Source organism: Xenorhabdus budapestensis (assembly GCF_002632465.1).
GTDB lineage: Bacteria > Pseudomonadota > Gammaproteobacteria > Enterobacterales > Enterobacteriaceae > Xenorhabdus > Xenorhabdus budapestensis.
This window is the reverse complement of sequence record NZ_NIBS01000008.1, coordinates 77,321-99,826: the sequence shown is the minus strand read 5'-3', so window position 1 is coordinate 99,826 and position 22,506 is coordinate 77,321. Positions and strand designations below refer to the sequence as shown.

Below are 22,506 nucleotides of genomic sequence, written 5' to 3'. Positions count from 1 at the left end.
ATTAAAGCAAAGTGGCTGGGGTAAAGTTAGTGGGGGGTATAGGTGGATATCCATTTGTTATACATGTTAATTGGTGGATTAAGTGGATTATTAGGCGGAGGTTTTTTCGTCTGGTTTTCTGTTCACCAACGTATTCAATACAAAGAAAAGGAACTGCGTGAATTACACAGTCAACTTGCGGTTAGTCATGAAAAATTAGAGCAATCCCATTATTGGCGCACTGAATGTGAACAATTAAACCAAGAATTGCTTGCTCAGCGTGAAATCAACAGCGTGCAGGAAGCCGAGTTGCGTGAGTTGAGTACTCGGCTTGAAGAAAGCAGGCTGGCTGCGGAAGAAAAACAACGTCTCTTGATTAATAGTGAACAACGTCTGAATACCCAATTTGAAAATCTCGCCAATCGTATTTTTGAACAAAATCGGCGGCGTACTGATGAATACAGTCGCCAAAGTCTCAATGACCTGTTAATGCCTTTCCGTGAACAATTAGAAGGGTTCCGTCGTCAGGTGCAAGATAGTTTCGGACAGGAAGCACGCGAACGTCATACTCTAACCCATGAAATCCGTAACCTTCAGCAGCTTAATGCTCAGATGGCAAAAGAGGCGATTAATCTGACAAAAGCCCTGAAAGGGGATAACAAAATGCAGGGTAATTGGGGCGAAATGGTCTTGGCACGGGTTTTGGAGGCATCCGGTTTACGTGAAGGACATGAGTTTCATACACAGGTTAACATTAAAACAGAAAATAGAGATCGTTTTCAGCCTGATGTGATTGTGCACTTACCACAAGGAAAAGATGTCATTATTGATGCCAAAATGTCATTGATTGCTTATGAACGTTATTTCAATAGCGATGATGAAACAGAGCAAGTACAGGCATTACAGGAGCATATAAACTCTATAAGAGGTCATATCCGGGGACTTAGCCGTAAAAATTATCAACAGTTACCCGGAGTGCGTTCACTGGACTATGTCTTGATGTTTATCCCTGTAGAGCCTGCTTATCTGGTGGCACTTAACCAGACTCCCGAAATACTCGACGAGGCACTGAAGCATAATATTATGCTGGTTAGCCCCTCTACACTTTTGGTGGCTGTTCGCACTATCAATAACCTTTGGCGCTATGAATATCAAAGCCAGAATGCACGTTTGATCGCGGAAAAAGCGGCCAGAATGTATGACAAAATGCGATTGTTTGTGGATGATATGCAGGGCTTAGGACAAAGCCTTAGTAAAGCACAGGCAAGTTACCATTTGGCAATGAAAAAGCTGACAGAAGGAAAGGGGAATTTGATTAATCAGGCTGAAGGATTTCGTGATTTAGGTGTGGATATTAAACGCCCCATCGATTCACAGATTATTGATAAATCTTTCCAATCGTTATCAATTAATGAGTAAAGTCTGAATAGGGTTTTACCGGAAAGGCTGGTACACTTGCTATAATTTTTTGAATGAAAAGCGGACAAATAACATGGCAGATCAATCGAAAGAAACCACTCATTTTGGTTTCCGTACCGTAGTCAAAGAAGAGAAAAAAGATATGGTGGCAGAGGTATTTCACTCTGTCGCATCAAAATACGATTTGATGAATGACTTGATGTCGTTTGGCATTCATCGTATCTGGAAGCGTTTCACTATTGATGCAAGTGGTGTGCGCCGTGGTCATAGAGTCCTTGATCTGGCAGGGGGAACAGGGGATCTGACAGCGAAATTTTCCCGCCTTGTAGGTGAAAAGGGAGAAGTTGTTCTGGCGGATATCAACGACTCTATGCTGAAAGTCGGGCGGGAAAAATTGCGCGATAACGGCATAGTCGGTAATGTCAGCTATGTTCAGGCTAATGCTGAAGAATTACCATTTACGGATAACTATTTTGACTGCATTACTATTTCATTCGGCTTGCGTAATGTCACGGATAAAGACAAAGCCCTGCGTTCTATGTACCGTGTCCTGAAACCAGGTGGGCGTTTATTGGTACTGGAATTTTCTAAACCTGTGCTGGCACCGTTGAGTAAAATTTATGATACCTATTCGTTCCACATTCTGCCACGTATTGGTCAGGCGGTTGTTAAAGATGCGGATAGTTACCGTTATCTGACAGAATCCATTCGTATGCACCCCGATCAAGAAACATTAAAAGCCATGATGGAAACAGCTGGCTTTGAGCAAGTTTCTTACAACAATATGACGGGGGGAATTGTTGCACTGCATAAAGGGTTTAAGTTCTGAAATGGAAACTCCCTCATTAAGTCACAGTGTGAATTCTACGGTATTATTTCCGGTTCTGACTGCTTTTCTGGAAACAACTCTGAATCATCTGTTGTACCGCGAAACCATATTGAAATCAGCCCGTATGCGACTAGCGGGAAAAATTCTTTCTATCGAACTGAAAGAACTTGAGACACCATTGGTATTGGTTTTCAATGAAAGACAGTTAGATGTTTTAAGCCAATGGTCAGGAGTTGTTAATTGTTCGATGAAAACGACATTACCAGCATTGCTTAAACTACGGGATCGTCAATGTCTTTCATCTCTGATTAACAGTGGTGAAATTGTCATTGAAGGGGATATGCAGGTTATTCAGCAGTGGTCGGCCTTGCTGGATATGCTGGAATGGGATCCTGCCCATTACCTTTCACCTTATGTCGGTGATATTTTGGCAGAAGGTATCAATCGGGTAATGAAAAACAGTATCAGTTTTGCCCGTAATACCATCACAAAGCAAAAAACTTACCTGGCAGAATCATTGACGGAAGAGTGGAGAATGGCACCTGGTGCTTTGGAATTGGCTTATTTCAGTGAAGAAGTTAATGCTGTTGCCAATGAACTGTCTGACATGGAAAAGCGTCTGGCAGTAATGGAGGAGAAATATGACTCCCAGTGAAATAAAACGCCTCTATTTTATCATTAAGGTTTTTCTTACCTATGGGCTGGATGAGTTAATCCCGAAGATCCGACTGACATGGCCGTTGCGTTTTGGGCGTTATTTCCTGTTTTGGCTGCCTAATCGACATAAAGATAAACCGCTCGGAGAGCGCTTACGCTTAGCATTGCAAGAGCTTGGCCCGGTATGGATTAAACTTGGTCAAATGCTTTCTACCCGGCGGGATCTGTTTCCTTCCGCCATCTCTGATCAGCTCTCTTTATTGCAGGATCGGGTCATTTCTTTTGATGGAGCCGTTGCCCACAAATCGATTGAGACGGCATTGGGGGGAAGCCTGGAAACGTGGTTTGAGGATTTTGCTCTGCATCCTCTGGCTTCTGCCTCCATTGCTCAGGTGCACACTGCACGGCTTAAAGAGAATGGAAAAGAGATCGTCATTAAAGTGATCCGCCCTGATATTTTACCCGTGATAAAGGCGGATGTACGGTTAATGTATCGTTTGGCAAATTTGGTTCCTTTATTGCCTGATGGTCGTCGTCTTCGTCCACTTGAAGTGGTTCGTGAGTATGAAAAAACGCTGCTTGATGAGTTGAATCTATTGCGTGAAGCTGCAAATGCTATTCAACTGCGTCGCAATTTTGAAGATAGCCCTATGCTTTATGTACCGGAAGTTTATCCTGATTATTGTCGGGAGAATGTCCTGGTCATGGAGCGTATTTATGGTATTCCCGTGTCTGATGTTGCGGCTTTGGAAGCGCAAAATACCAATATGAAGTTACTTGCTGAGCGTGGTGTTCAGATATTTTTTACTCAGGTATTTCGTGATAGTTTCTTCCATGCAGATATGCATCCGGGCAACATCTTTGTCAGCTATGAACGACCGGAAGATCCCACTTATATAGGTATTGATTACGGTATTGTTGGTTCTCTGAACAAAGATGATAAACGTTATCTGGCAGAAAACTTTATTGCTTTCTTCAATCGAGATTATCGAAAGGTAGCGGAACTCCATGTGGATTCAGGCTGGGTTCCGGTAGATACCAATGTGGAAGATTTTGAGTTTGCTATTAGAACGGTATGTGAGCCTATTTTTGAAAAACCACTGGCAGATATCTCATTTGGTCATGTGTTGTTGAACCTCTTCAATACAGCCCGTCGTTTTAATATGGCAGTGCAACCTCAGTTAGTCCTGCTACAAAAAACACTGTTGTATGTCGAAGGGTTAGGACGCCAGCTCTATCCTCAGCTTGATTTATGGAAAACGGCAAAACCGTTTCTGGAAGATTGGCTGCATGATCAAGTTGGTCTTCCAGCTATTATGCGTGCATTTAAAGAAAAAGCACCCTATTGGGCGGAAAAACTACCAGAATTTCCTGAACTGATTTATGGCACATTGCAACAACATAAACGTTTACAAACGAGTATTGATAAGATATCACAACAGTTAAAACAGCAACGGAATAATCATCGAAAATCTCTTTACTTGCTGGGGATTGGTGCAACATTGTTTATCTGTGGTGGTTTATTTTTTATCACCAACCTGACTCATTTATCATGGGGATTGATGGGCGTGGGAATAATATCGTGGATATTGGGCTGGTTTAAACTTAAGTAACCATTGGCCGGAAAGAAAATAAGTAAAAAGAAGTAAAGATTATTTTGCTGTAGTTTTTGGTATGGTTGCGGGTATTTTCGAACATAAAGTTCGTAGTTTATAATGAAATTATTAATAATATGTACCTGAGGTAGATTTCAAGATGTAGTCAACAAAACTACAAACTGAAAGATGAAGGGTATATTCCCCACGAACATGAGGTAGATCAGTATGGGTGGTATAAGTATTTGGCAATTACTCATTATTGCTGTCATTGTTGTTTTGTTGTTCGGGACTAATAAACTACGTACATTAGGTTCTGATTTGGGAGAGTCGATAAAAGGCTTCAAAAAAGCGATGAGTGATGATGAAAAGTCAGATCAGACTGAGAAAAACAACCATGATGCTGACTTTGAAACTAAAAATCTCACTGAAAAGCCCACCGTTGCTCAGTCTGAAAAATCAGAGAGCAAAGACAAAAAAGAATAGGTATAAATTGTGTTTGACATTGGTTTTAGTGAACTGCTGTTGGTGCTGGTAATTGGCCTGATTGTCCTGGGGCCTGAGCGTCTGCCTGTTGCTGTCAAAACTATAGCAGGCTGGATAAGGGTATTACGATCACTGGCAGTCAATGTCCAGAGTGAACTTGCAAAAGAATTAAAGTTGCAGGAGCTTCAGGATAGCTTGAAAAAAATGGAAGAAAAAGCAGACTTACAGTCTCTTTCTCCAGAATTAAAAGCATCAATGGATGAATTAAGGGAAGCGGCTGAATCGTTGAAGAAGTCGTATCAGCTTACTTCTGAAGAAGCTAAAGAGCTGGAAGAAGACGAAACGCATTTTCACTCTCTTGAATCTGATCCAGTACCAGAGCAGAAACTAAACCAATATAGAGAACAAGTAACAGAAAAAAAGCTAGAAGAAATCTCAAAAGAAAGTACCAAACAGAATACAAAGCAATCTCCTGAAAAATCCAATAGTGAACACTAAAACATGTCTGTGGATGATACTCAACCTCTTATCAGTCACCTGATTGAACTGCGTAAGAGGATTTTGAATAGTTTGATTACTGTGCTGGTAGTTTTTCTGGCATTGGTTTATTTTTCTAACGATATATATCGATTTATTGCTGCGCCTTTAATGGAACAATTACCTAAAGGTGCGAATATGATCGCAACGGATGTGGCATCCCCTTTCTTCACGCCGATCAAACTTACCATCATGGTATCAATTTTTGTTTCGGCACCCATGATCCTGTATCAGGTATGGGCATTTATTGCACCGGCTCTGTATAAACATGAACGGCGTTTGATTGTGCCGCTGTTGTTGTCCAGTAGTGTCTTATTCTACCTGGGGATGATTTTTGCTTACTTCGTCGTATTTCCCTTCGTATTCGGTTTTTTTACTAAAACAGTCCCCACTGGCGTGTTGATTGCGACGGATATCAGTAATTATCTGAGTTTCGTTATGGCGCTTTTTATGGCATTTGGTGTCTCGTTTGAAGTTCCAATCGCCATTATTCTGCTGTGTTGGAGTGGGGTAGTAACACCTGAATCACTGAAAAGAAAACGCCCTTATATTCTGGTCGGGGCGTTTGTAGTAGGGATGCTACTCACTCCCCCGGATGTCTTCTCGCAAACTTTGTTGGCTGTTCCCATGTACTTGCTATTTGAACTGGGGGTTCTGTTTTCTCAATTTTATGTGGGAAAACATAAGCCATCTAAAACGGATGATGAATCGGAATATGATGCAGGTGACAACTCAGGCAGGTGATAACTCAGAAAAGTAATCAGGCTACCTACCAGTCATAATTATCGCCAACTGTCTGATAATGTTAAGATCGGCAGTATTACAAGTAAAGTGATGGCAAAATTAACCCAGTGTATTACCGCTGGGTTTTACATTAGGAGAGCAGAATGAGTTATGTATTTCCAGGTACATTTCCTGGCCGTCGTATGCGCCGTGTGCGTCGTCATGATTTTTCCCGCCGCCTATTCGCTGAAAATCAACTGACCGTTAATGATTTGATCTATCCGGTGTTCGTGATGGAAGGAACTAATCGGCGGCAGGAAGTGCCTTCCATGCCGGGAGTGTATCGTCTGACAATCGATCTTCTGCTGAAAGAAGCCGAAGAGATTGCCCGACTGGGTATTCCTGTTTTGTCTCTGTTTCCGGTTATTGAAGCAGATAAAAAATCACTGGACGCTAAAGAAGCTTATAACCCTGATGGTCTGATCCAACGCTCTGTTCGTGCCTTGAAAGGTGCTGTTCCAGAGTTAGGCTTGTTAACTGATGTTGCATTGGATCCATTTACTACTCACGGGCAAGATGGTGTTATTGATAAGGATGGCTATGTTATCAATGATATCACTAAAGAGATTTTGGGGAAGCAGGCGCTATCTCATGCAGCAGCAGGGGCTGAAATTGTTGCTCCCAGCGATATGATGGATGGCCGTATCGGTGCTATTCGTGATCAGCTTGAGAATGATGGCCATATCAACACGCAGATCATGGCTTATTCGGCTAAATATGCTTCTTGTTACTATGGGCCATTCAGAGATGCTATTGGATCCAGTAGTAATCTGAAAGGCGGTAACAAGATGACTTATCAGATGGATCCGGCAAACAGTGATGAAGCATTACAGGAGATCGCGCAGGATTTACAGGAAGGTGCAGATAGCGTGATGGTAAAACCTGGTATGCCTTATCTGGATGTGATCCGTAGGGTAAAAGATACCTTCGGTGTGCCGACATTCGCTTATCAGGTGTCTGGTGAATATGCGATGCATATGGCAGCCATTCAAAATGGTTGGTTGAAAGAACAACCCGCGATTATGGAATCTTTACTCTGTTTCAAACGTGCAGGAGCAGATGGGGTTCTGACTTATTTTGCCAAGCGTGTAGCACAATGGCTGCATGAACAGAAATATTAATGAGTCCTTATTTACCTTAAAAAATATCGTAACTTGAGATATTGGGTAAAAAACAATAACGGATGAATAAATAAAAAGGATATTCATCCGTTATGACAGGCTATTTATTCAGATATTTTTCGATAGCGCTCAAAATACCAGTTGTATCCAGCCCTAAGTCAGCATGAAGCTCTGCCTGTGTGCCTTGCGGTATAAAGTAGTCAGGTAAACCGAGGTTTAATACCGGAACTGGCTGACTTGCCTGCATCAGCAATTCATTGACGCTACTACCGGCTCCTCCCATGATGGAATTCTCTTCTAACGTCACCAGTAAATCATGTTGAGAAGCCATTTCTAGTACCAATTCTTTATCCAGAGGTTTGATAAAGCGCATATCAACAACGGTTGCATTCAAGGACTCTGCGGCCTGTAGTGCGTTTGGCAGTAATGTGCCGAAGTTCAGGATAGCAATGCGTTCTCCTTGACGACGAACAACACCTTTGCCAATTGGCAGTTTTTCCAGTGGCTGGAGTTCTGCCCCTACACCTGTACCTCGTGGATAACGAACAGCAGCAGGGCCATTTTGATAGTGGTAACCCGTATGCAGCATCTGACGGCACTCATTTTCATCACTCGGTGCCATGATCACCAGATTGGGGATACAGCGCAGGAATGAAAGGTCGAATGCTCCCTGATGAGTCTGCCCATCGGCTCCGACAATCCCGCCACGGTCAATGGCAAACAGGACCGGTAAGTTCTGGATAGCAACGTCATGAATAAGCTGATCATAAGCACGTTGCAGGAAGGTAGAGTAAATCGCGACAATTGGTTTATATCCCCCGATTGCCAGCCCTGCTGCAAATGTCACAGCATGTTGTTCGGCAATAGCAACGTCAAAGTATTGTTCAGGGTACTCACGAGAGAAACGTACCATGCCAGAGCCTTCTCTCATAGCTGGAGTGATCGCCATGAGTTTTTTGTCGGAGGCTGCTTCTTCACACAACCATTCACCGAAGATTTTGGAAAATGTCGGGCGGGTATCTGTACTTTTTGGCAGGGAGCCGGTAGATGGATCAAATTTAGGTACAGCATGCCAACTGATTGGATCTTTTTCCGCAGGAGCATAACCACGGCCTTTTTTGGTCATGATATGCAGAAATTGAGGCCCTTTTAGTTCACGCATGTTTTTCAATGTTTGAACCAGCGCCAATACGTCATGACCATCAATCGGGCCGATATAGTTAAATCCAAGCTCTTCGAACAGTGTTCCGGGAACAACCATACCCTTAAGGTGTTCCTCGGTCTTTTTCAATAACTCTTTGATAGGGGGCAGGCCAGAGAAGACTTTTTTACCACCTTCACGCAGAGTTGAGTACAATTTTCCTGAAAGCAATTGTGCCAGATGGTTGTTCAATGCTCCAACGTTCTCGGAAATAGACATTTCGTTGTCATTGAGGATGACAAGCATATCAGGATCAATATCACCTGCATGGTTCATGGCTTCAAAAGCCATACCTGCGGTAATGGCACCATCACCAATCACACAGACTGTCTTACGGCCCTTACCTTCATGTTCTGCTGCAATTGCCATACCCAATCCGGCACTGATTGAGGTCGATGAATGACCGACGCATAGCGTGTCATATTCGCTTTCATCTCGCCACGGGAAAGGGTGGAGACCATTTTTCTGGCGAATAGTGTCGATACGATCACGGCGTCCGGTCAGAATTTTATGTGGATAGGCCTGATGACCGACATCCCAGACTAAATTGTCAAAAGGTGTTTTATAAACGTAATGAAGTGCGACCGTTAATTCGACAGTTCCGAGACCGGAAGCAAAGTGGCCGCTGGAGCGACTGACACTGTTTAGCAAAAATTGGCGCAGTTCATCGCATAACTTTGGCAAAGTGTCTTTGGGTAGCAGGCGTAGTTCTTCAGGGGTTTCCGCCAATGCCAATGTTGGATATTTCGCTATATCAATGTTCATGCTATGCCTGTTAAAACGCTATGCACGTTATAAATTGAAGATTAAGAACCCTGGAATTATCAGCATGTAATTGTTGGGCTCTCCCTATAAGGCCATGTTCCATTTTATTGATTTTGGATGTATGTAACCGGTAACTTACAAAACGGTGATTGTCATGGTCATGACCGGTTTTTTAGCTGTTTCTTTCAATGATGAAACCTGCCAGTTGTTTTAAAGTCACAGTATTATAGGATTGATTTTCCAGTTCTGTGAGTGCAGCAATAGCATCTTTATAAAGATCTTTGGCTTTTTTCTGGGCTTGCTCCAAGCCCAATAATGCAGGGTAGGTGCTTTTTCCAAGTTGCTGATCATTCCCCTGACGCTTGCCGATAATTTTTGTATCACCAATGACATCCAGAATATCATCATGCACCTGAAACGCGAGGCCGATTGCCTGTGCATATTGATCCAGCCAAGGCAACGCTTCATGGCCACGTGTGCCCGCACCGTAAGCACCCAATCTGACCGCACAACGAATTAATGCACCTGTTTTGTGTCGGTGGATTTGTTCCAGCGCAGCAAGATCAATCTGTTTCCCTTCGGCTTCCAAATCCAATGATTGCCCGCCACACATGCCCGCAATACCACTGGATGTTGCTAATTCAGCAATCATTGCAAGACGGTCAGATAATGCCACATTTGGTATCTCTTGCTTTGCCAGAATTTCGAAGGCTAATGATTGCAACGCATCTCCAGCCAGGATCGCGTGATCCTCGCCAAATTTAATATGGCAGGTAGGTTGGCCACGACGTAAATCATCGTTGTCCATTGCAGGCAAATCATCGTGGATCAGTGAATAGGCATGGATACACTCTAAAGCGATGGCTGGCGCATCAAGGCTCTCTTTGGAAAGACCAAACATTTCACCCACAGCATAAACTAAAAATGGGCGAAGCCGCTTTCCACCCAGTACAGCACCATGTTGCATTGCTGTTGCTAACGGGCTGTCCAAAAAGGGTAATGAAGAAAATGCTGCCATCAACTTATTATTGATATGTTGCTGGCAATTGTTTAATTGCTCTTCAAAAGGAGCCTTATATTGTTCAGACATAAAGTTACTCAGCATCAGGCGAAAATTCATCAAGTGGAGATTGTGCATCATGATTCAATAAAATTTGCACTCGTTGTTCCGCTTGTTGGAGGGTTTTTTGCCCTTGTCTCGCAAGTTGAATGCCACGCTCGAATTCATTTAATGCATCTTCTAAAGGGAGTTCCCCTGATTCCAGGCGAATGACAATTTCCTCCAGCTCTTTCAGGGAAGTTTCAAATGCTGGTGCTTGCTCGGTTTCTGATGTTCGATTTGCATTAGACATAATAATTTTAAAGTGTGATTATTTAACGAATTACAGTAAGATAATTTCGTTACAGACTTGCAGAGTACCCTACTACACTGAAAGAAATAAATCATTCGTTACCACTGTTTTTTTACAGAAGATGATCTGTTTTTACAGGAGATGTAGTGAGATGGTGTTATACTCTACGCCTTATCCAACTGAACCACTTAAAAACAATCATTGATACTATTTGTGATAGTTCAATATTGAATGACTACAATATCTTACTATGAAGTTTATCATTAAATTATTCCCAGAAATTACGATCAAGAGCCAAACTGTCCGTTTACGTTTTATTAAAATCCTTGCTAGCAATATTCGTAATGTGCTGAAAACATTAGGAGAAGAGATTGCTGTTGTTCGCCATTGGGATAATATCGAAGTTCGAGCTAAAAATGATAATCTTGGGGCAGAAATTTGTGATGCACTGACACGTATTCCGGGTATTCACCATATCCTGCAAGTAGAAGAGAGAGATTTTCGTGACTTGCATCATATCTTTGAACAAACCTACGAAGCATATGGGCATTTACTGCATGGAAAAACATTTTGTGTCCGTGTGAAGCGTCGTGGTAAACATAGTTTCACTTCCAATGAGGCTGAACGCTATATCGGTGGCGGCCTGAATCAGCATATTGAATCTGCCAAAGTGAAACTGACTCATCCAGATGTGACGGTAAATCTGGAAATTGATCAGGATAAACTGATCCTGGTTAAAGCTCGTCATCCGGGGAGCGGCGGATTTCCTATCGGAACGCAGGAAGATGTTCTGTCCCTTATCTCAGGCGGGTTTGACTCTGGGGTCTCCAGTTATATGCTGATGCGCCGTGGCTGTCGTGTACATTACTGCTTCTTTAATCTTGGTGGCTCTGCCCATGAAATTGGTGTGAAACAGGTAGCTCACTACTTATGGAACCGATTTGGCAGTTCCCATAAGGTTCGTTTTGTTGCCGTCGATTTTGAACCAGTTGTTGCTGAAATTCTGGAAAAAGTGGATGACGGTCAAATGGGTGTTGTGCTGAAAAGAATGATGGTCAGAGCTGCTTCCAAGATTGCAGAACGTTATGGTGTGCAAGCAATCGTGACAGGAGAGGCATTGGGGCAGGTTTCCAGCCAGACATTGACTAACTTGAGACTGATTGATAACGCTTCGGATACGTTGATCCTCCGTCCACTGATTTCTCACGATAAAGAACACATTATTAAGCTGGCACGCGAAATTGGAACGGAAGATTTTGCTCGTACTATGCCGGAATTTTGTGGTGTGATCTCTAAAAGTCCAACTGTCAAAGCCGTTAAAGCTAAAATTGAAGAGGAAGAGGGTAAGTTCGATTTTAATATTCTAGAGCGTGTGGTAAGTGAAGCCCAGAACTTGGATATTCGTCAGATTGCTGAACAGGCCAGCGAGCAGGTTGTGGAAGTGGAAACAGTCACTGAATTTTCTGCGAATGATGTATTGTTGGATATTCGCTCACCAGATGAACAGGATGATCACCCACTGAGTATGGAAGGTATCGAAATTCAATCATTACCTTTCTATAAGTTGAGTACCCAGTTTGGTGATTTGTCGAAAGAGAAAAATTATCTGCTTTATTGTGAACGCGGTGTGATGAGCCGTTTGCAGGCGCTTTACTTGCGTGAACAAGGTTTTCAGAATGTGAAAGTTTATCGGCCTTAATCTGAGTTAGTACATCTGAAAGAAACATATAAGCTGCTGGCAGAATAGATTTCTGTTAGCAGCTTATATTAACAGATTCACTACTATAGATTTTGGTAGTTATTTATACCGGGTGGTAAGACTAATTGAGCTGCCACTTCTGCTGCCTTGCCTTTTCCTTTCAGTAGTTCAATCAGCTTCAGGGCGAAGTCAAAAGCAGTTGCAGGCCCCTGACTGGTGAGCAAATTAACCCTCTCATCAAAATAAACCCGACGATCGATCCACTTTTCTGGGGCTATTTTATCTTTCATACCTGGGTAGCCTGTCATATTTCCAATCGGGAAAAGCTGATGATATTCCAGTACAACGGCTGGAGATGCACAGATTGCTGCAATGATTTTACCCTGACTTTGGGCTGTGCGGATTTTCTCTACAACTAATAGATTATCGCGAAAACATTCTGCCCCTTTTATCCCTCCTGGCAGAATAACAGCATCAAAATCTTCATCAATAACATCGAATAAGGGAGTATCTGCAACAATTTTAACGCCGCGCGAGCAGGTTAATGTCAGAGCTCCATTGGTCACTGCACTAGCGACGGTGACATTGATCCCAGCTCTGACCAACAAATCAATGGTCGTGACAGCTTCTATTTCTTCACTACCGTGTGCGAGGCAAATGAGAGCTGAAGTGTTCATATTTCTCCTCCTTGCGTTTGATAAAACGATAAATGTGGATGTTTTCTGTAAGCACCAGCCCATGTACACGGGCTCGGTGTAGTAAAAATCCGGTAATGTAATCTATTTCTGTAGGCCGTTGTGCCCGAATATCTTGCCGCATAGATGAAGAGTTTTCAGATGTTCGCTCAATAACATCCATCACGTAATTGATAAGCGTTGGCTTGGTGATCTGAAGGCCCTCTTTTTGCATCACCTGATAGATCTCATCACATAATGAATGGATATTTGTAACGTGATGCGATAATTCGCCATTCTTACAATCATAAATTACGGTGAGTGGATTGATAACACAATTGACGGCAAGTTTTAGCCAGCTGATGGTATAGATATCATCGTGCCATGTTACGTCTGGTAAGGCGTTATGCAAAATATTGGCTAAAAAACTGAATTTATCAGTATCAGGCAATATAGAACCAATATGGGTTATACCTTGTGATTTGTGATAAACAGTACCACTTTCCTGATATGCCCCATGAGTCGTCACTCCCGATAAGATGGGATTGGGCAGAGATAAAAGTTCATCTTGTGTTCCCATTCCATTATGCAGTAAAAGGATCGGACAATGAGGGGAAAGTTTGGGGGCAAGGTTATTGATAGCAGCAGAAACTTGCCAGGCTTTTAGGTAAACAAGTAACAATTCGCTTTCGGCAAGATGTTTTTCATCATTGGCAGGAAGTTGTTGTTCAAATACCTTACCCTGAAAGTTATCAATATGAATGTCGACAAAAGGTTGTGGCGCTTTTAGCCATGCCTGAATTTGGTGATGTTGTCGGGATAAGGCAGCAAGCCACAGTTTACCCATTGCACCACAGCCAAGAACAGTTATTTTCATCGTTCTTCCTTGAGAAATGCCTTCATTGGGAACCTCAAAATTATGCTGATCTGAATTCCAAACGCGCTAAGATAACGTAAATTCCAAAAGATCACTTAGTGTGGGGAGTATAGATCTTTTGCCAATAATGGAAAGCGGTTATCATGCCGGATTATTGATTAGCTGGAGGTGACTGATAATGCCATCATTTGATATTGTTTCAGAAGTTGATATGCAGGAAGTGCGTAATGCGGTAGAGAATGCGCAGAGGGAATTAACCAATCGTTGGGATTTCCGCAATGTCAATGCGAGTTTTGAACTAAACGAAAAGAGCGAATCGGTCAAGATTGCGAGTGAGTCTGATTTTCAGGTTAATCAACTGGTCGATATTCTGCGTGAAAAACTTGCTAAGCGAGGAATTGACAGCTCTGTACTGAATATTCCTGAAAATATGGTGCATAGCGGTAAAACTTACAGTGTGGAGGCAACTTTGCTGCAAGGTATTGATACACCGTTAGCGAAAAAAATCGTCAAGCTGATTAAAGATAGCAAGCTGAAAGTTCAGGCACAAATTCAGGGCGAGCAAGTGCGAGTTACCGGTAAAGCTCGTGATGATCTGCAAGGTGTTATTGTATTAGTTCGTGGCGCAGAGTTGGGGCAGTCTTTCCAATTCACTAACTTCCGTGACTAACTGTTTTCCGTGACTGACTGCTGATATCAGCAGATTTACTTTTTTCTCTGGTCAAAATATTTAAGGGAAGCTGAGTAATTTCAATTGTTACAAATGCTTCCCTAATAAATTCATTATTTATAGAGCCCTATTATCTCAGAGCTTCTTGGGTATGAGAAAACACAATCTGTTCTAGTTGCTCACGATTAGTTTGTTTAGTATCGACTTTGATATAGGCACTCAGTTCGTCCAGTACAATAATGACATCTTTCACACCCGCTTGAGACAATATTTTCTTTTCCAGAATTTCTGGGGCATTTAATTGAGTTGGCAAGATGAGCCTGATACTACTGACATAAGGTGGTTGACGTAATGTGAGGCTGAGAATAAACCAGAATATGGTGAGAATAATACCGCCCATAAATACTAATGATGCGCCTTGCAGTTCATATAGCATTCCACCGATACTGCCTCCCAGCGCGACACCAAGGAACTGGCTGGTAGAGTAAACGCCCATTGCTGTACCTTTGTAGCCTGCTGGTGCTTCTTTGCTGATCAATGAAGGCAAAATAGCTTCCATGATATTAAAAGCAAGAAAGAAAATCTGAATACCTGCAAATATTCCCCAAAGATGTGACCCCAAAGACCACAGAATAAATTCAGCAATGAACAACATGCCGATACAAAGCAAGAAAACCTGTTTTATGCGGCGTTTTTTCTCCGCATAAATAATAAATGGTAAAACAGCAATAAAAGAAATAAGTGTAGTAATTAAATAAACTTTCCAATGTTGTTGGGGAGGAAAACCTACTTTTTTCATGATCAAGGGCAGGGCAACGAAGCTGGACATCAATAAGGTATGTAGGCTGAGAATACCAAAATTGAGTTTGAGTAATTGAGGATCAGAAAGTACACGCCGGAAACTGCCACGGACAATGCCAGATTCACGATTTAATAAATGATTATGTGTTGATGGGACAGCGAATAGTGTTATTAAGATACCACCGCTGGCAAGAATTGCGATCGTACCAAATAAACCATTTAATCCGATGTGATGGGCAATAACAGGGCCGACAACAATAGCAAAAGCAAATGTGATGCCAAAGCTGATACCAATGAATGCCATTGCTTTTGTACGATTTTGTTCGCGGGTAAGATCTGATAATAACGCCATGATTGCAGCAGAGATTGCACCTGCACCTTGCAAAGCTCTTCCGGCGATAATTCCCCAAATAGAGTCGCTAAAGGCAGCAATGATACTGCCTAATACAAAAATGAGTAGTCCACCTATTATCAAAGGTTTTCGACCAATTTTATCTGAAAGTAACCCGAATGGAATTTGAAATATTGCCTGTGTTAAGCCGTAGATACCGATTGCAATTCCTATCAGGGCCTCAGTAGCATCCCGTAATTCTAAACCATAGGTCGTCAGGACGGGTAAGACCATGAACATGCCTAACATGCGTAGAGAAAAAACGGAACCCAAGCCCCATGTTGTCCGGAGTTCAAGGGGAGTCATTTGATTATCGTTCATGGATACCTGATACCTCAAAAAATTCGATATGGCATTTTGCTTAGAAAGGAATAAATTGATGCAATATGCTCATTTCATGCAGATTACCAACGTATTGGTTACTAAATCATATTTATCAAGAGTGATCTAAACGAAGTAATTTATTAATGTTTGTAAGAGATAAAGAAAGGAAAAATGGCAAGGATATGTTTCCCCTGCCATTTTGATATTATCGGACGTAAGTCAGCATTATTTCTGGAGATGCTGCGGAGTCCACAGACATCATGACGCTCAATGACATGATAGCGACAATAGAAAATACAAATAACTTACGAGCCCAGATATGGTCATTAGTGGTTTTATAACCGGATAATGCCATACCCAGCCACCAAATACTTACCGCAGCAGCGACAATCAGGTATTTGTAACCTGCGTAGCCACTGATTGCTAACATCAGAGTGGCAACCATAAATGCCAGAATATAGAGGGTAATATGGTTTTTGGCCACAGAGATACCCTTAATTACAGGCAATACTGGAATATTGGCAGCCTGGTAATCTTTGAACCGAAAAATAGCAATGGCGTAAGAGTGGGGCATCTGCCATAAACTGAAGATCAACAACAGAATGAGAGCCCCTGTGTCAAATTGTCCGGTTACTGAACAATAACCAATGACAGGTGGTGCAGCGCCTGACAAGCTGCCAACCAGCGTGCCATAAATAGACTTCCTTTTCATGTAGAGGCTATAAACCCCTACATAAACGACAAACCCGATGAGAGCTAACTGCATTGCTAAGGCATTGGCTGCCACATTGAGCAGCACAATGCCAACAATACCTAACACTGAGGCGTAAATCAGGCTGATTTTAGGATTGATAAGCCCTTTCACAAGGACCCTTTCTTTTGTTCTTTCCATGATCCTGTCGATATCGCGGTCGATATAGTTGTTGAATACACAACCTGATGCTACCACCAGCGATACCCCGACCATTGTTGCAAAGAACAAGGGGTAATCTATTACGCCCTTGGAAGCGAGTAGAAAACCACCAATCGCAGAAATTAGATTTCCGAAAATAATTCCTGGTTTGGTCACTTGCAGGTATTGCTTAATCATTCAAATCAACCCTTAATCAACCATCATATTGATGTTCAGGTTGTACATAATCCACAGGGAGCCAACAACAACAATAGCGATGACAAGTATTGTGAATATTAAAGCAACGAGATTCCAACGCTCTTCAGACGATGTATTCATGTGCAGGAAGCAGATGAAATGAACAAAGATCTGAATAACAGCCATAACAACTACTGTTGTCAGGATTGTGCTGTGTGAGGCAGTACCATCCATCACCATCCAGAATGGGATCACGGTCAAAATAACTGACAGAACAAAACCAATCATATAGGTTTTGAAACTACCGTGGCTGGCGCCGGAATGAGAAGTATTTGGATGACTCATTACATAGCTCCCATCAGATAAACGACAGTAAATACACAAATCCATACAACGTCAAGGAAGTGCCAGAACAGGCTCAGGCAGTTCAGGCGCGTACGGTTCACGTCAGTCAGGCCACGGCGTGAAACCTGAATCATCAGAATGATGATCCAAATCAGGCCAAAAGTTACGTGCAGACCGTGAGTAGCAACCAGCGCGAAGAAAGCAGACAGGAATGCGCTGCGGTCAGGGCCATAACCTTCTATGATCAGTTTATGGAATTCATAAACTTCCATTGAGACGAAGCCCAGGCCGAACAGGAAAGTAACAAATAGCCACAGGTTAACTTGACCGATTTTGCCTTTGTTCATGCTCAGCATGGCGAAACCATAGGTGATACTACTGAACAGCAGCAGGAAGGTTTCTACCAAGACAAATGGTAGTTCAAAAATCTGTTTACCTGTTGGGCCACCCGCAGTGCCATTAACTAGTACTGCATAGGTAGCGAACAGACTTGCAAACAGAATCAAGTCACTCATCAGGTAGATCCAGAAACCAAATATCTTGTTGGCTCCTGTGTCGTGGTGCCCATGAGCGTCATGGGCAGCTGTACTGTTAAGGGTTTGAGTCGACATTATTTTATACCTGCCTTTCTCAGTTCTTCGTAACGCTGATTTTCAATTTTCTCGACTTCAGCCACTGGAACGTAGTAATCAACGTCTTCGTCAAAGCTTTTCACGATGCAACTGATGATAATGCCTGCGAAACTTGCAATAGCCATCCACCAGATATGCCAGATCAACGCAAAGCCTAAGATCAGACAGAATGCACTAATGATTACGCCAGCACCTGTGTTTTTAGGCATATGAATTTCTTTATATTTAGCAGAGCGCTTATATCCAGTGCCTTTTTCTTTCATGTCCCACCATGCATCACGAGTCTGGATGTGTGGAACTTCTGCGAAGTTATAGAACGGAGGTGGAGATGAAGTTGACCATTCCAGAGTACGAGCACCCCATGGGTCACCAGTCAGATCGCGGTTTTGTTCACGGTCACGGATACTCACGTAGAACTGGATAACCTGGCACAGAATACCAAGTGCGATCAGGACAACCCCGCCTGCTGCAACAACCAGCAGAGGATTGAATTCTGGGTTGATATCCTGGCTCAGACGACGAGTCATACCCATAAAGCCCAGAGCATACAGAGGCATAAAGGCAACGAAGAAACCAGTGATCCAGAACCAGAAGGCACGGACACCCCATTTTTCATTCAGTGTGAAACCAAATGCTTTCGGGAACCAGTAAGTTGTACCAGCGAAGCAGCCGAATACAACGCCACCAATGATAACGTTATGGAAGTGAGCAATCAGGAACAGACTGTTATGCAGTACGAAGTTCGCACCAGGTACAGCCAACAGAACACCTGTCATACCACCAATGGAGAAAGTGACCAGAAAGCCGACAGTCCACAGCATAGGTGTTTTGAACTCGATACGGCCACGATACATGGTGAACAACCAGTTGAAGATCTTAACCCCAGTTGGGATAGATATAATCATCGTGGCGATACCAAAGAAGGCGTTAACGTTCGCACCAGAGCCCATGGTAAAGAAGTGGTGCAGCCATACAATGAACGACAAAATGGTAATAACGATTGTCGCCCACACCAGTGAGGTATAACCAAACAGGCGTTTTTTCGAGAAGGTTGCAGTGACTTCAGAGAAGATACCAAAGACAGGTAGAACCAGAATGTAAACTTCGGGATGGCCCCAAGCCCAGATCAGGTTGATGTACATCATCATGTTGCCACCCATATCGTTGGTGAAGAAATGGGTGCCCAGATAACGATCTAGGGTTAACAGTGCAATAGTAACTGTCAGAATAGGGAACGCAGCAATGATAAGTACGTTGGTGCACAGTGAAGCCCAGGTGAAAACTGGCAATTTCATCATGGACATACCTGGTGCACGCATGCGCAGGATAGTCACGAAGAAGTTAACACCAGTTAGCAATGTACCTACACCGGAGAGCTGAAGGCTCCATATCCAGTAATCAACGCCAACTCCCGGGTTATATTCCAGACCGGACAGAGGCGGGTAAGCCAGCCAGCCAGTTTGAGCGAATTCACCTACACCCAGAGAGAGGTTGATCAGAGCGACACCTACAACAAATAACCAGAAACTCAGAGAGTTCAGGAATGGGAATGCAACGTCACGTGCCCCGATTTGCAGAGGAACCACAATGTTCATCAGACCAACAACGAAAGGCATTGCCATGAAGAAGATCATGATAACGCCGTGAGCGGTAAAGATCTGATCATAATGGTGCGGGGGCAGGAAACCTGCTTCACCAGCGGAAGCCAGAGCTTGCTGTCCCCGCATCATGATGGCATCAGCAAAACCGCGCACCATCATTACCATAGCAACAACTATGTACATGACCCCGATTTTTTTGTGGTCGACGCTTGTCAGCCATTCAGTCCAGAGCCATTTCCATTTACGGAAATAGGTTAGGACACCAACAACTGCCAGTCCCCCAAGAAGTATCCCAATCAATGTCACCACAATAATGGGTTCATGTAATGGGATTGCATCAAGTGTTAATTTTCCCCACATGTCTTTATTCCTCAACACCTGCATGAGCCGGCTGACTCATATTCATATTATGACCCGCAGCTTCACCATGTTCTGTTTTTCCGTGACCAGATACACCAAACATACCACTATGGCCCATATCACCCATAAATTTGGTGATAGTTTCTTGGAACAGATTTGGTTTCACGCTTGAGAAGTATTCAACTGGGTTGTTTTGACTAGGTTTAGCTAACTCATTGAATGCTTGCACAGTATCCAGGGTTTTAGATGATGCTTTAACTTTCTGCACCCACTCTTCAAAACTTGCACGATCCTCAGTTGCTGTTGCAGTGAATTTCATGCCGGAGAAACCATGTCCACTATAACTGGCCGAGAAACCGTCGTATTTACCTGCTGAGTTAGCAATTAAATGCAGTTTTGTCTGCATACCTGCCATTGCATAAATCTGACCACCTAACTGAGGGATGAAGAAAGAGTTCATCACAGAGTCTGAGGTGATTTTGAAGTTAATTGGCACATCTTTAGGGAATACAATTTCATTTACAGTTGCAATACCCTGTTCCGGGTAGATGAATAGCCATTTCCAGTCAAGGGAAATAACTTCAATCGTTACCGGTTTCACATCACTGTCTAGTGGCTTATATGGATCGAGTTGATGAGTCGTTTTCCATGTAATCGTCGCCAAAGTGATGATAATCAGGATAGGCACAGTCCAGACGACAAGCTCAATTTTATTTGAGTGTGCCCAGTTTGGACGATAGGTAGCAGATTTATTGGCTTCCCGGTAACGTAAAGCAAAAACGATTGCCATTACGATAGCCGGGATAACAACGATCAGCATTAGGCCAAACGCTGTCAGTATCAGCGTTTTTTGTTCAACGCCGATCGCCCCTTTGGGATTCATCAATACCATATCGCAACCACTTAGCATTAAAGTGGCTGCGAGTAATGACGATAACCCAATAGTTTTTTTGTATTTCATAAGTCTCATTGAGCGACCCCAGATAACAAAAGCTTTATTGTCGTTTCATCAGTGCGGGCATTCTACGGTAAGGTTACTGGAGTGTAAACAATTGTAATAGAAGCAGGATGGCTTATAGGTTTTTTATGCTAGAGGGATCACATGTAATATGAGATTTAACAAAAAGTTAACTTCAGGTCGTCATTGTATCTAAGAAATCAAAATAGGCAATATTTTTAAAGTAACTCTCTATTTTTAAAAATAATTTTTTTGATGAAAATCACATATTAGTGTTTTTGAACTGACTTTTTATTGTAATGAAATGATCGTTTTTGATATTGATGAGCAGTTCAATACTGCTCATCAGTTAAACTAATTGTTAGAAATTATATTTTACACTGTAAACAATACCATCCTGAAGGAAATCTTCGCCTAGTTTATTATTGGCATAGCGGTATTGGATACCAGTAGTAAAAGAAGTGTGTGGAGTCCACCATAATCCCAGAGCCCCGTTAACACCATCACGGCCACCATTACCATAGCGTTTATTACGGTTCAGTTCGATTTCATTCCAGTTTGTGACACTGAATTTTTGCTCCCAAAGATTGAAATCGTATCCCGCAACCCAGCCTACGACATAACCGTTATTTCCTGAGTAGAAAGTTTGGTCAACATAGTGCAGGGCAACAAAAGGTTTGAACCACAGACCAGCAAAGGTCGTGTTATAGCCCAATCCATAGAGTGTGTTTACTTCATGGAAGTTGCCACCGTTAGCTTTCCCAGGTTGTGAGTAGGTTCCATAAACGTGTCCATAAAGGTTGAAACCTGTTTCTCCCAGATAAAAACGCCCTGTTGTTTTGAAAGCGTAACGTCGATTATCACCAGGTTGTGCAGTTTTGCTGTTAAATGGGTTTTCTAAGTCAAAGAAGCCATATAGCTCTCCCCAACTGAAACCAGCTCCACCTTCTAGTTCCAGATAAGCAAAGTCGTCTTTGTGAGAGGTCTGCCCTGTTTTATGTGTAGTGTGTTTGCTCCAGTCAAGGTAGTTCATGCTGACATTGGCAAACCCCCACTGATATTCCGCGCTGGCTGAAGCAGAAACCAAGGCAGTAGCAACTGCGGTGAGTGTCAGAATATGTTTTTTCATAAATTCCCTTTATGTGTTTTTTTAAACATATAAAAAATATTATGGATAGTTCGAAACAAAATGAATGCGAACATGAGAATAATAATATTTATTAGTATAAATATTTCCCTATAAGAAAAGATGTTTCTTAGGTCACATAATTTCAGTTTTTTATTTTTATTGTGATAATTATCACTAAATGGGAGCAACAAAAGACTGAACTTTGTCAGTCTTTTGTTGCAACGGGCAGAA

At 42.5% G+C, this 22,506-nt stretch carries 22 protein-coding genes; 10 read left to right on the top strand and 12 right to left on the bottom strand.

The features are described 5' to 3' along the window. Positions 1-42: 42 nt before the first annotated feature. The 8 genes from rmuC (at position 43) to hemB (ending at position 7,406) form a co-directional block, all read left to right on the top strand. Positions 43-1,398, top strand: a complete 1,356-nt coding sequence (gene rmuC / locus Xbud_RS09570; RefSeq protein ID WP_099135850.1) for a DNA recombination protein RmuC — start codon at positions 43-45, stop codon at positions 1,396-1,398. A 73-nt stretch (positions 1,399-1,471) separates the two neighbouring features. Continuing rightward, a complete protein-coding gene (ubiE, locus tag Xbud_RS09565; protein WP_099135849.1) occupies positions 1,472-2,227 on the top strand; it encodes a bifunctional demethylmenaquinone methyltransferase/2-methoxy-6-polyprenyl-1,4-benzoquinol methylase UbiE in 756 nt (251 codons plus the stop codon). A 1-nt stretch (position 2,228) separates the two neighbouring features. Next, on the top strand, positions 2,229-2,882 hold the full coding sequence (ubiJ, locus tag Xbud_RS09560; RefSeq protein ID WP_099135848.1) for a ubiquinone biosynthesis protein UbiJ: 654 nt from the start codon (positions 2,229-2,231) through the stop codon (positions 2,880-2,882). After that, entirely contained in the window at positions 2,869-4,497 is a 1,629-nt protein-coding gene (ubiB, locus tag Xbud_RS09555) for a ubiquinone biosynthesis regulatory protein kinase UbiB (RefSeq protein ID WP_099135847.1), read from the top strand. The genes ubiJ and ubiB overlap by 14 nt, the downstream gene beginning before the upstream one ends. Before the next feature lie 210 nt (positions 4,498-4,707). Continuing rightward, positions 4,708-4,965, top strand: a complete 258-nt coding sequence (gene tatA / locus Xbud_RS09550; protein ID WP_099135846.1) for a Sec-independent protein translocase subunit TatA — start codon at positions 4,708-4,710, stop codon at positions 4,963-4,965. 9 nt (positions 4,966-4,974) lie between these two features. After that, positions 4,975-5,463 carry a Sec-independent protein translocase protein TatB gene (gene tatB / locus Xbud_RS09545; RefSeq protein WP_099135845.1) on the top strand — a complete coding sequence of 163 codons (489 nt, stop codon included), beginning with the start codon at positions 4,975-4,977 and terminating at the stop codon, positions 5,461-5,463. A gap of 3 nt (positions 5,464-5,466) precedes the next feature. Beyond that, positions 5,467-6,246 (top strand): Sec-independent protein translocase subunit TatC, encoded by a 780-nt coding sequence (tatC, locus tag Xbud_RS09540; RefSeq protein ID WP_099135844.1) that lies wholly within the window; start codon positions 5,467-5,469, stop codon positions 6,244-6,246. A 143-nt stretch (positions 6,247-6,389) separates the two neighbouring features. Continuing rightward, a complete protein-coding gene (gene hemB, locus Xbud_RS09535; protein ID WP_099135843.1) occupies positions 6,390-7,406 on the top strand; it encodes a porphobilinogen synthase in 1,017 nt (338 codons plus the stop codon). A 100-nt stretch (positions 7,407-7,506) separates the two neighbouring features. On the opposite strand, the gene dxs is transcribed toward hemB, so the two are convergent. The 3 genes from dxs to xseB form a co-directional block, all read right to left on the bottom strand. Next, positions 7,507-9,372 carry a 1-deoxy-D-xylulose-5-phosphate synthase gene (gene dxs, locus Xbud_RS09530; RefSeq protein WP_099135842.1) on the bottom strand — a complete coding sequence of 622 codons (1,866 nt, stop codon included), beginning with the start codon at positions 9,370-9,372 and terminating at the stop codon, positions 7,507-7,509. 172 nt (positions 9,373-9,544) lie between these two features. Beyond that, positions 9,545-10,462 carry a (2E,6E)-farnesyl diphosphate synthase gene (gene ispA, locus Xbud_RS09525; RefSeq protein WP_099135893.1) on the bottom strand — a complete coding sequence of 306 codons (918 nt, stop codon included), beginning with the start codon at positions 10,460-10,462 and terminating at the stop codon, positions 9,545-9,547. Between the two features lie 4 nt (positions 10,463-10,466). Beyond that, positions 10,467-10,724, bottom strand: a complete 258-nt coding sequence (gene xseB, locus Xbud_RS09520; protein ID WP_099135841.1) for an exodeoxyribonuclease VII small subunit — start codon at positions 10,722-10,724, stop codon at positions 10,467-10,469. A 250-nt stretch (positions 10,725-10,974) separates the two neighbouring features. Between xseB and thiI the strand changes: the two genes are divergently transcribed. Continuing rightward, positions 10,975-12,423, top strand: coding sequence for a tRNA uracil 4-sulfurtransferase ThiI (gene thiI / locus Xbud_RS09515; protein WP_099135840.1), 1,449 nt, complete (start codon positions 10,975-10,977; stop codon positions 12,421-12,423). Between the two features lie 83 nt (positions 12,424-12,506). Here the strand turns inward: thiI and yajL are convergent, their stop codons facing one another. Together yajL and panE are read right to left on the bottom strand one after the other, a co-directional pair. Next, positions 12,507-13,100 (bottom strand): protein deglycase YajL, encoded by a 594-nt coding sequence (yajL, locus tag Xbud_RS09510; RefSeq protein WP_099135839.1) that lies wholly within the window; start codon positions 13,098-13,100, stop codon positions 12,507-12,509. After that, positions 13,063-13,974, bottom strand: coding sequence for a 2-dehydropantoate 2-reductase (panE, locus tag Xbud_RS09505; protein ID WP_099135838.1), 912 nt, complete (start codon positions 13,972-13,974; stop codon positions 13,063-13,065). Before panE ends, yajL begins: the two co-directional genes overlap by 38 nt. Before the next feature lie 178 nt (positions 13,975-14,152). Between panE and Xbud_RS09500 the strand changes: the two genes are divergently transcribed. After that, a complete protein-coding gene (locus Xbud_RS09500; RefSeq protein WP_099135837.1) occupies positions 14,153-14,644 on the top strand; it encodes a YajQ family cyclic di-GMP-binding protein in 492 nt (163 codons plus the stop codon). A gap of 130 nt (positions 14,645-14,774) precedes the next feature. Here Xbud_RS09500 and Xbud_RS09495 read toward each other — a convergent pair whose 3' ends face one another. The 7 genes from Xbud_RS09495 to Xbud_RS09465 form a co-directional block, all read right to left on the bottom strand. Then, positions 14,775-16,157, bottom strand: a complete 1,383-nt coding sequence (locus tag Xbud_RS09495; RefSeq protein WP_099135836.1) for an MFS transporter — start codon at positions 16,155-16,157, stop codon at positions 14,775-14,777. A gap of 208 nt (positions 16,158-16,365) precedes the next feature. Then, positions 16,366-17,250: a heme o synthase gene (gene cyoE, locus Xbud_RS09490; protein ID WP_099135835.1), complete on the bottom strand. Its 885-nt coding sequence runs from the start codon at positions 17,248-17,250 to the stop codon at positions 16,366-16,368. Between the two features lie 12 nt (positions 17,251-17,262). Beyond that, a complete protein-coding gene (locus tag Xbud_RS09485) occupies positions 17,263-17,595 on the bottom strand; it encodes a cytochrome o ubiquinol oxidase subunit IV (protein ID WP_038262173.1) in 333 nt (110 codons plus the stop codon). Beyond that, positions 17,595-18,206: a cytochrome o ubiquinol oxidase subunit III gene (locus Xbud_RS09480; RefSeq protein ID WP_099135834.1), complete on the bottom strand. Its 612-nt coding sequence runs from the start codon at positions 18,204-18,206 to the stop codon at positions 17,595-17,597. Before Xbud_RS09480 ends, Xbud_RS09485 begins: the two co-directional genes overlap by 1 nt. Beyond that, a complete protein-coding gene (cyoB, locus tag Xbud_RS09475; RefSeq protein WP_099135833.1) occupies positions 18,206-20,188 on the bottom strand; it encodes a cytochrome o ubiquinol oxidase subunit I in 1,983 nt (660 codons plus the stop codon). The genes Xbud_RS09480 and cyoB overlap by 1 nt, the downstream gene beginning before the upstream one ends. Before the next feature lie 4 nt (positions 20,189-20,192). Further along, positions 20,193-21,158, bottom strand: a complete 966-nt coding sequence (gene cyoA / locus Xbud_RS09470; protein WP_099135832.1) for a cytochrome o ubiquinol oxidase subunit II — start codon at positions 21,156-21,158, stop codon at positions 20,193-20,195. Between the two features lie 349 nt (positions 21,159-21,507). Beyond that, positions 21,508-22,275, bottom strand: a complete 768-nt coding sequence (locus tag Xbud_RS09465; RefSeq protein WP_099135831.1) for a nucleoside-specific channel-forming Tsx family protein — start codon at positions 22,273-22,275, stop codon at positions 21,508-21,510. Positions 22,276-22,506 lie beyond the last annotated feature (231 nt).

Bases quoted from the DNA above. Each gene is read 5' to 3' on its own strand.
- ubiE (WP_099135849.1), top strand. From the start codon at position 1,472: ATGGCAGATCAATCGAAAGAAACCACTCATTTTGGTTTCCGTACCGTA.
- ubiJ (WP_099135848.1), top strand. From the start codon at position 2,229: ATGGAAACTCCCTCATTAAGTCACAGTGTGAATTCTACGGTATTATTT.
- ubiB (WP_099135847.1), top strand. From the start codon at position 2,869: ATGACTCCCAGTGAAATAAAACGCCTCTATTTTATCATTAAGGTTTTT.
- tatA (WP_099135846.1), top strand. From the start codon at position 4,708: ATGGGTGGTATAAGTATTTGGCAATTACTCATTATTGCTGTCATTGTT.
- tatC (WP_099135844.1), top strand. From the start codon at position 5,467: ATGTCTGTGGATGATACTCAACCTCTTATCAGTCACCTGATTGAACTG.
- hemB (WP_099135843.1), top strand. From the start codon at position 6,390: ATGAGTTATGTATTTCCAGGTACATTTCCTGGCCGTCGTATGCGCCGT.
- dxs (WP_099135842.1), bottom strand. From the start codon at position 9,372: ATGAACATTGATATAGCGAAATATCCAACATTGGCATTGGCGGAAACC.
- ispA (WP_099135893.1), bottom strand. From the start codon at position 10,462: ATGTCTGAACAATATAAGGCTCCTTTTGAAGAGCAATTAAACAATTGC.
- xseB (WP_099135841.1), bottom strand. From the start codon at position 10,724: ATGTCTAATGCAAATCGAACATCAGAAACCGAGCAAGCACCAGCATTT.
- thiI (WP_099135840.1), top strand. From the start codon at position 10,975: ATGAAGTTTATCATTAAATTATTCCCAGAAATTACGATCAAGAGCCAA.
- yajL (WP_099135839.1), bottom strand. From the start codon at position 13,100: ATGAACACTTCAGCTCTCATTTGCCTCGCACACGGTAGTGAAGAAATA.
- panE (WP_099135838.1), bottom strand. From the start codon at position 13,974: ATGAAAATAACTGTTCTTGGCTGTGGTGCAATGGGTAAACTGTGGCTT.
- Xbud_RS09500 (WP_099135837.1), top strand. From the start codon at position 14,153: ATGCCATCATTTGATATTGTTTCAGAAGTTGATATGCAGGAAGTGCGT.
- Xbud_RS09495 (WP_099135836.1), bottom strand. From the start codon at position 16,157: ATGAACGATAATCAAATGACTCCCCTTGAACTCCGGACAACATGGGGC.
- cyoE (WP_099135835.1), bottom strand. From the start codon at position 17,250: ATGATTAAGCAATACCTGCAAGTGACCAAACCAGGAATTATTTTCGGA.
- Xbud_RS09485 (WP_038262173.1), bottom strand. From the start codon at position 17,595: ATGAGTCATCCAAATACTTCTCATTCCGGCGCCAGCCACGGTAGTTTC.
- Xbud_RS09480 (WP_099135834.1), bottom strand. From the start codon at position 18,206: ATGTCGACTCAAACCCTTAACAGTACAGCTGCCCATGACGCTCATGGG.
- cyoB (WP_099135833.1), bottom strand. From the start codon at position 20,188: ATGTGGGGAAAATTAACACTTGATGCAATCCCATTACATGAACCCATT.
- cyoA (WP_099135832.1), bottom strand. From the start codon at position 21,158: ATGAGACTTATGAAATACAAAAAAACTATTGGGTTATCGTCATTACTC.
- Xbud_RS09465 (WP_099135831.1), bottom strand. From the start codon at position 22,275: ATGAAAAAACATATTCTGACACTCACCGCAGTTGCTACTGCCTTGGTT.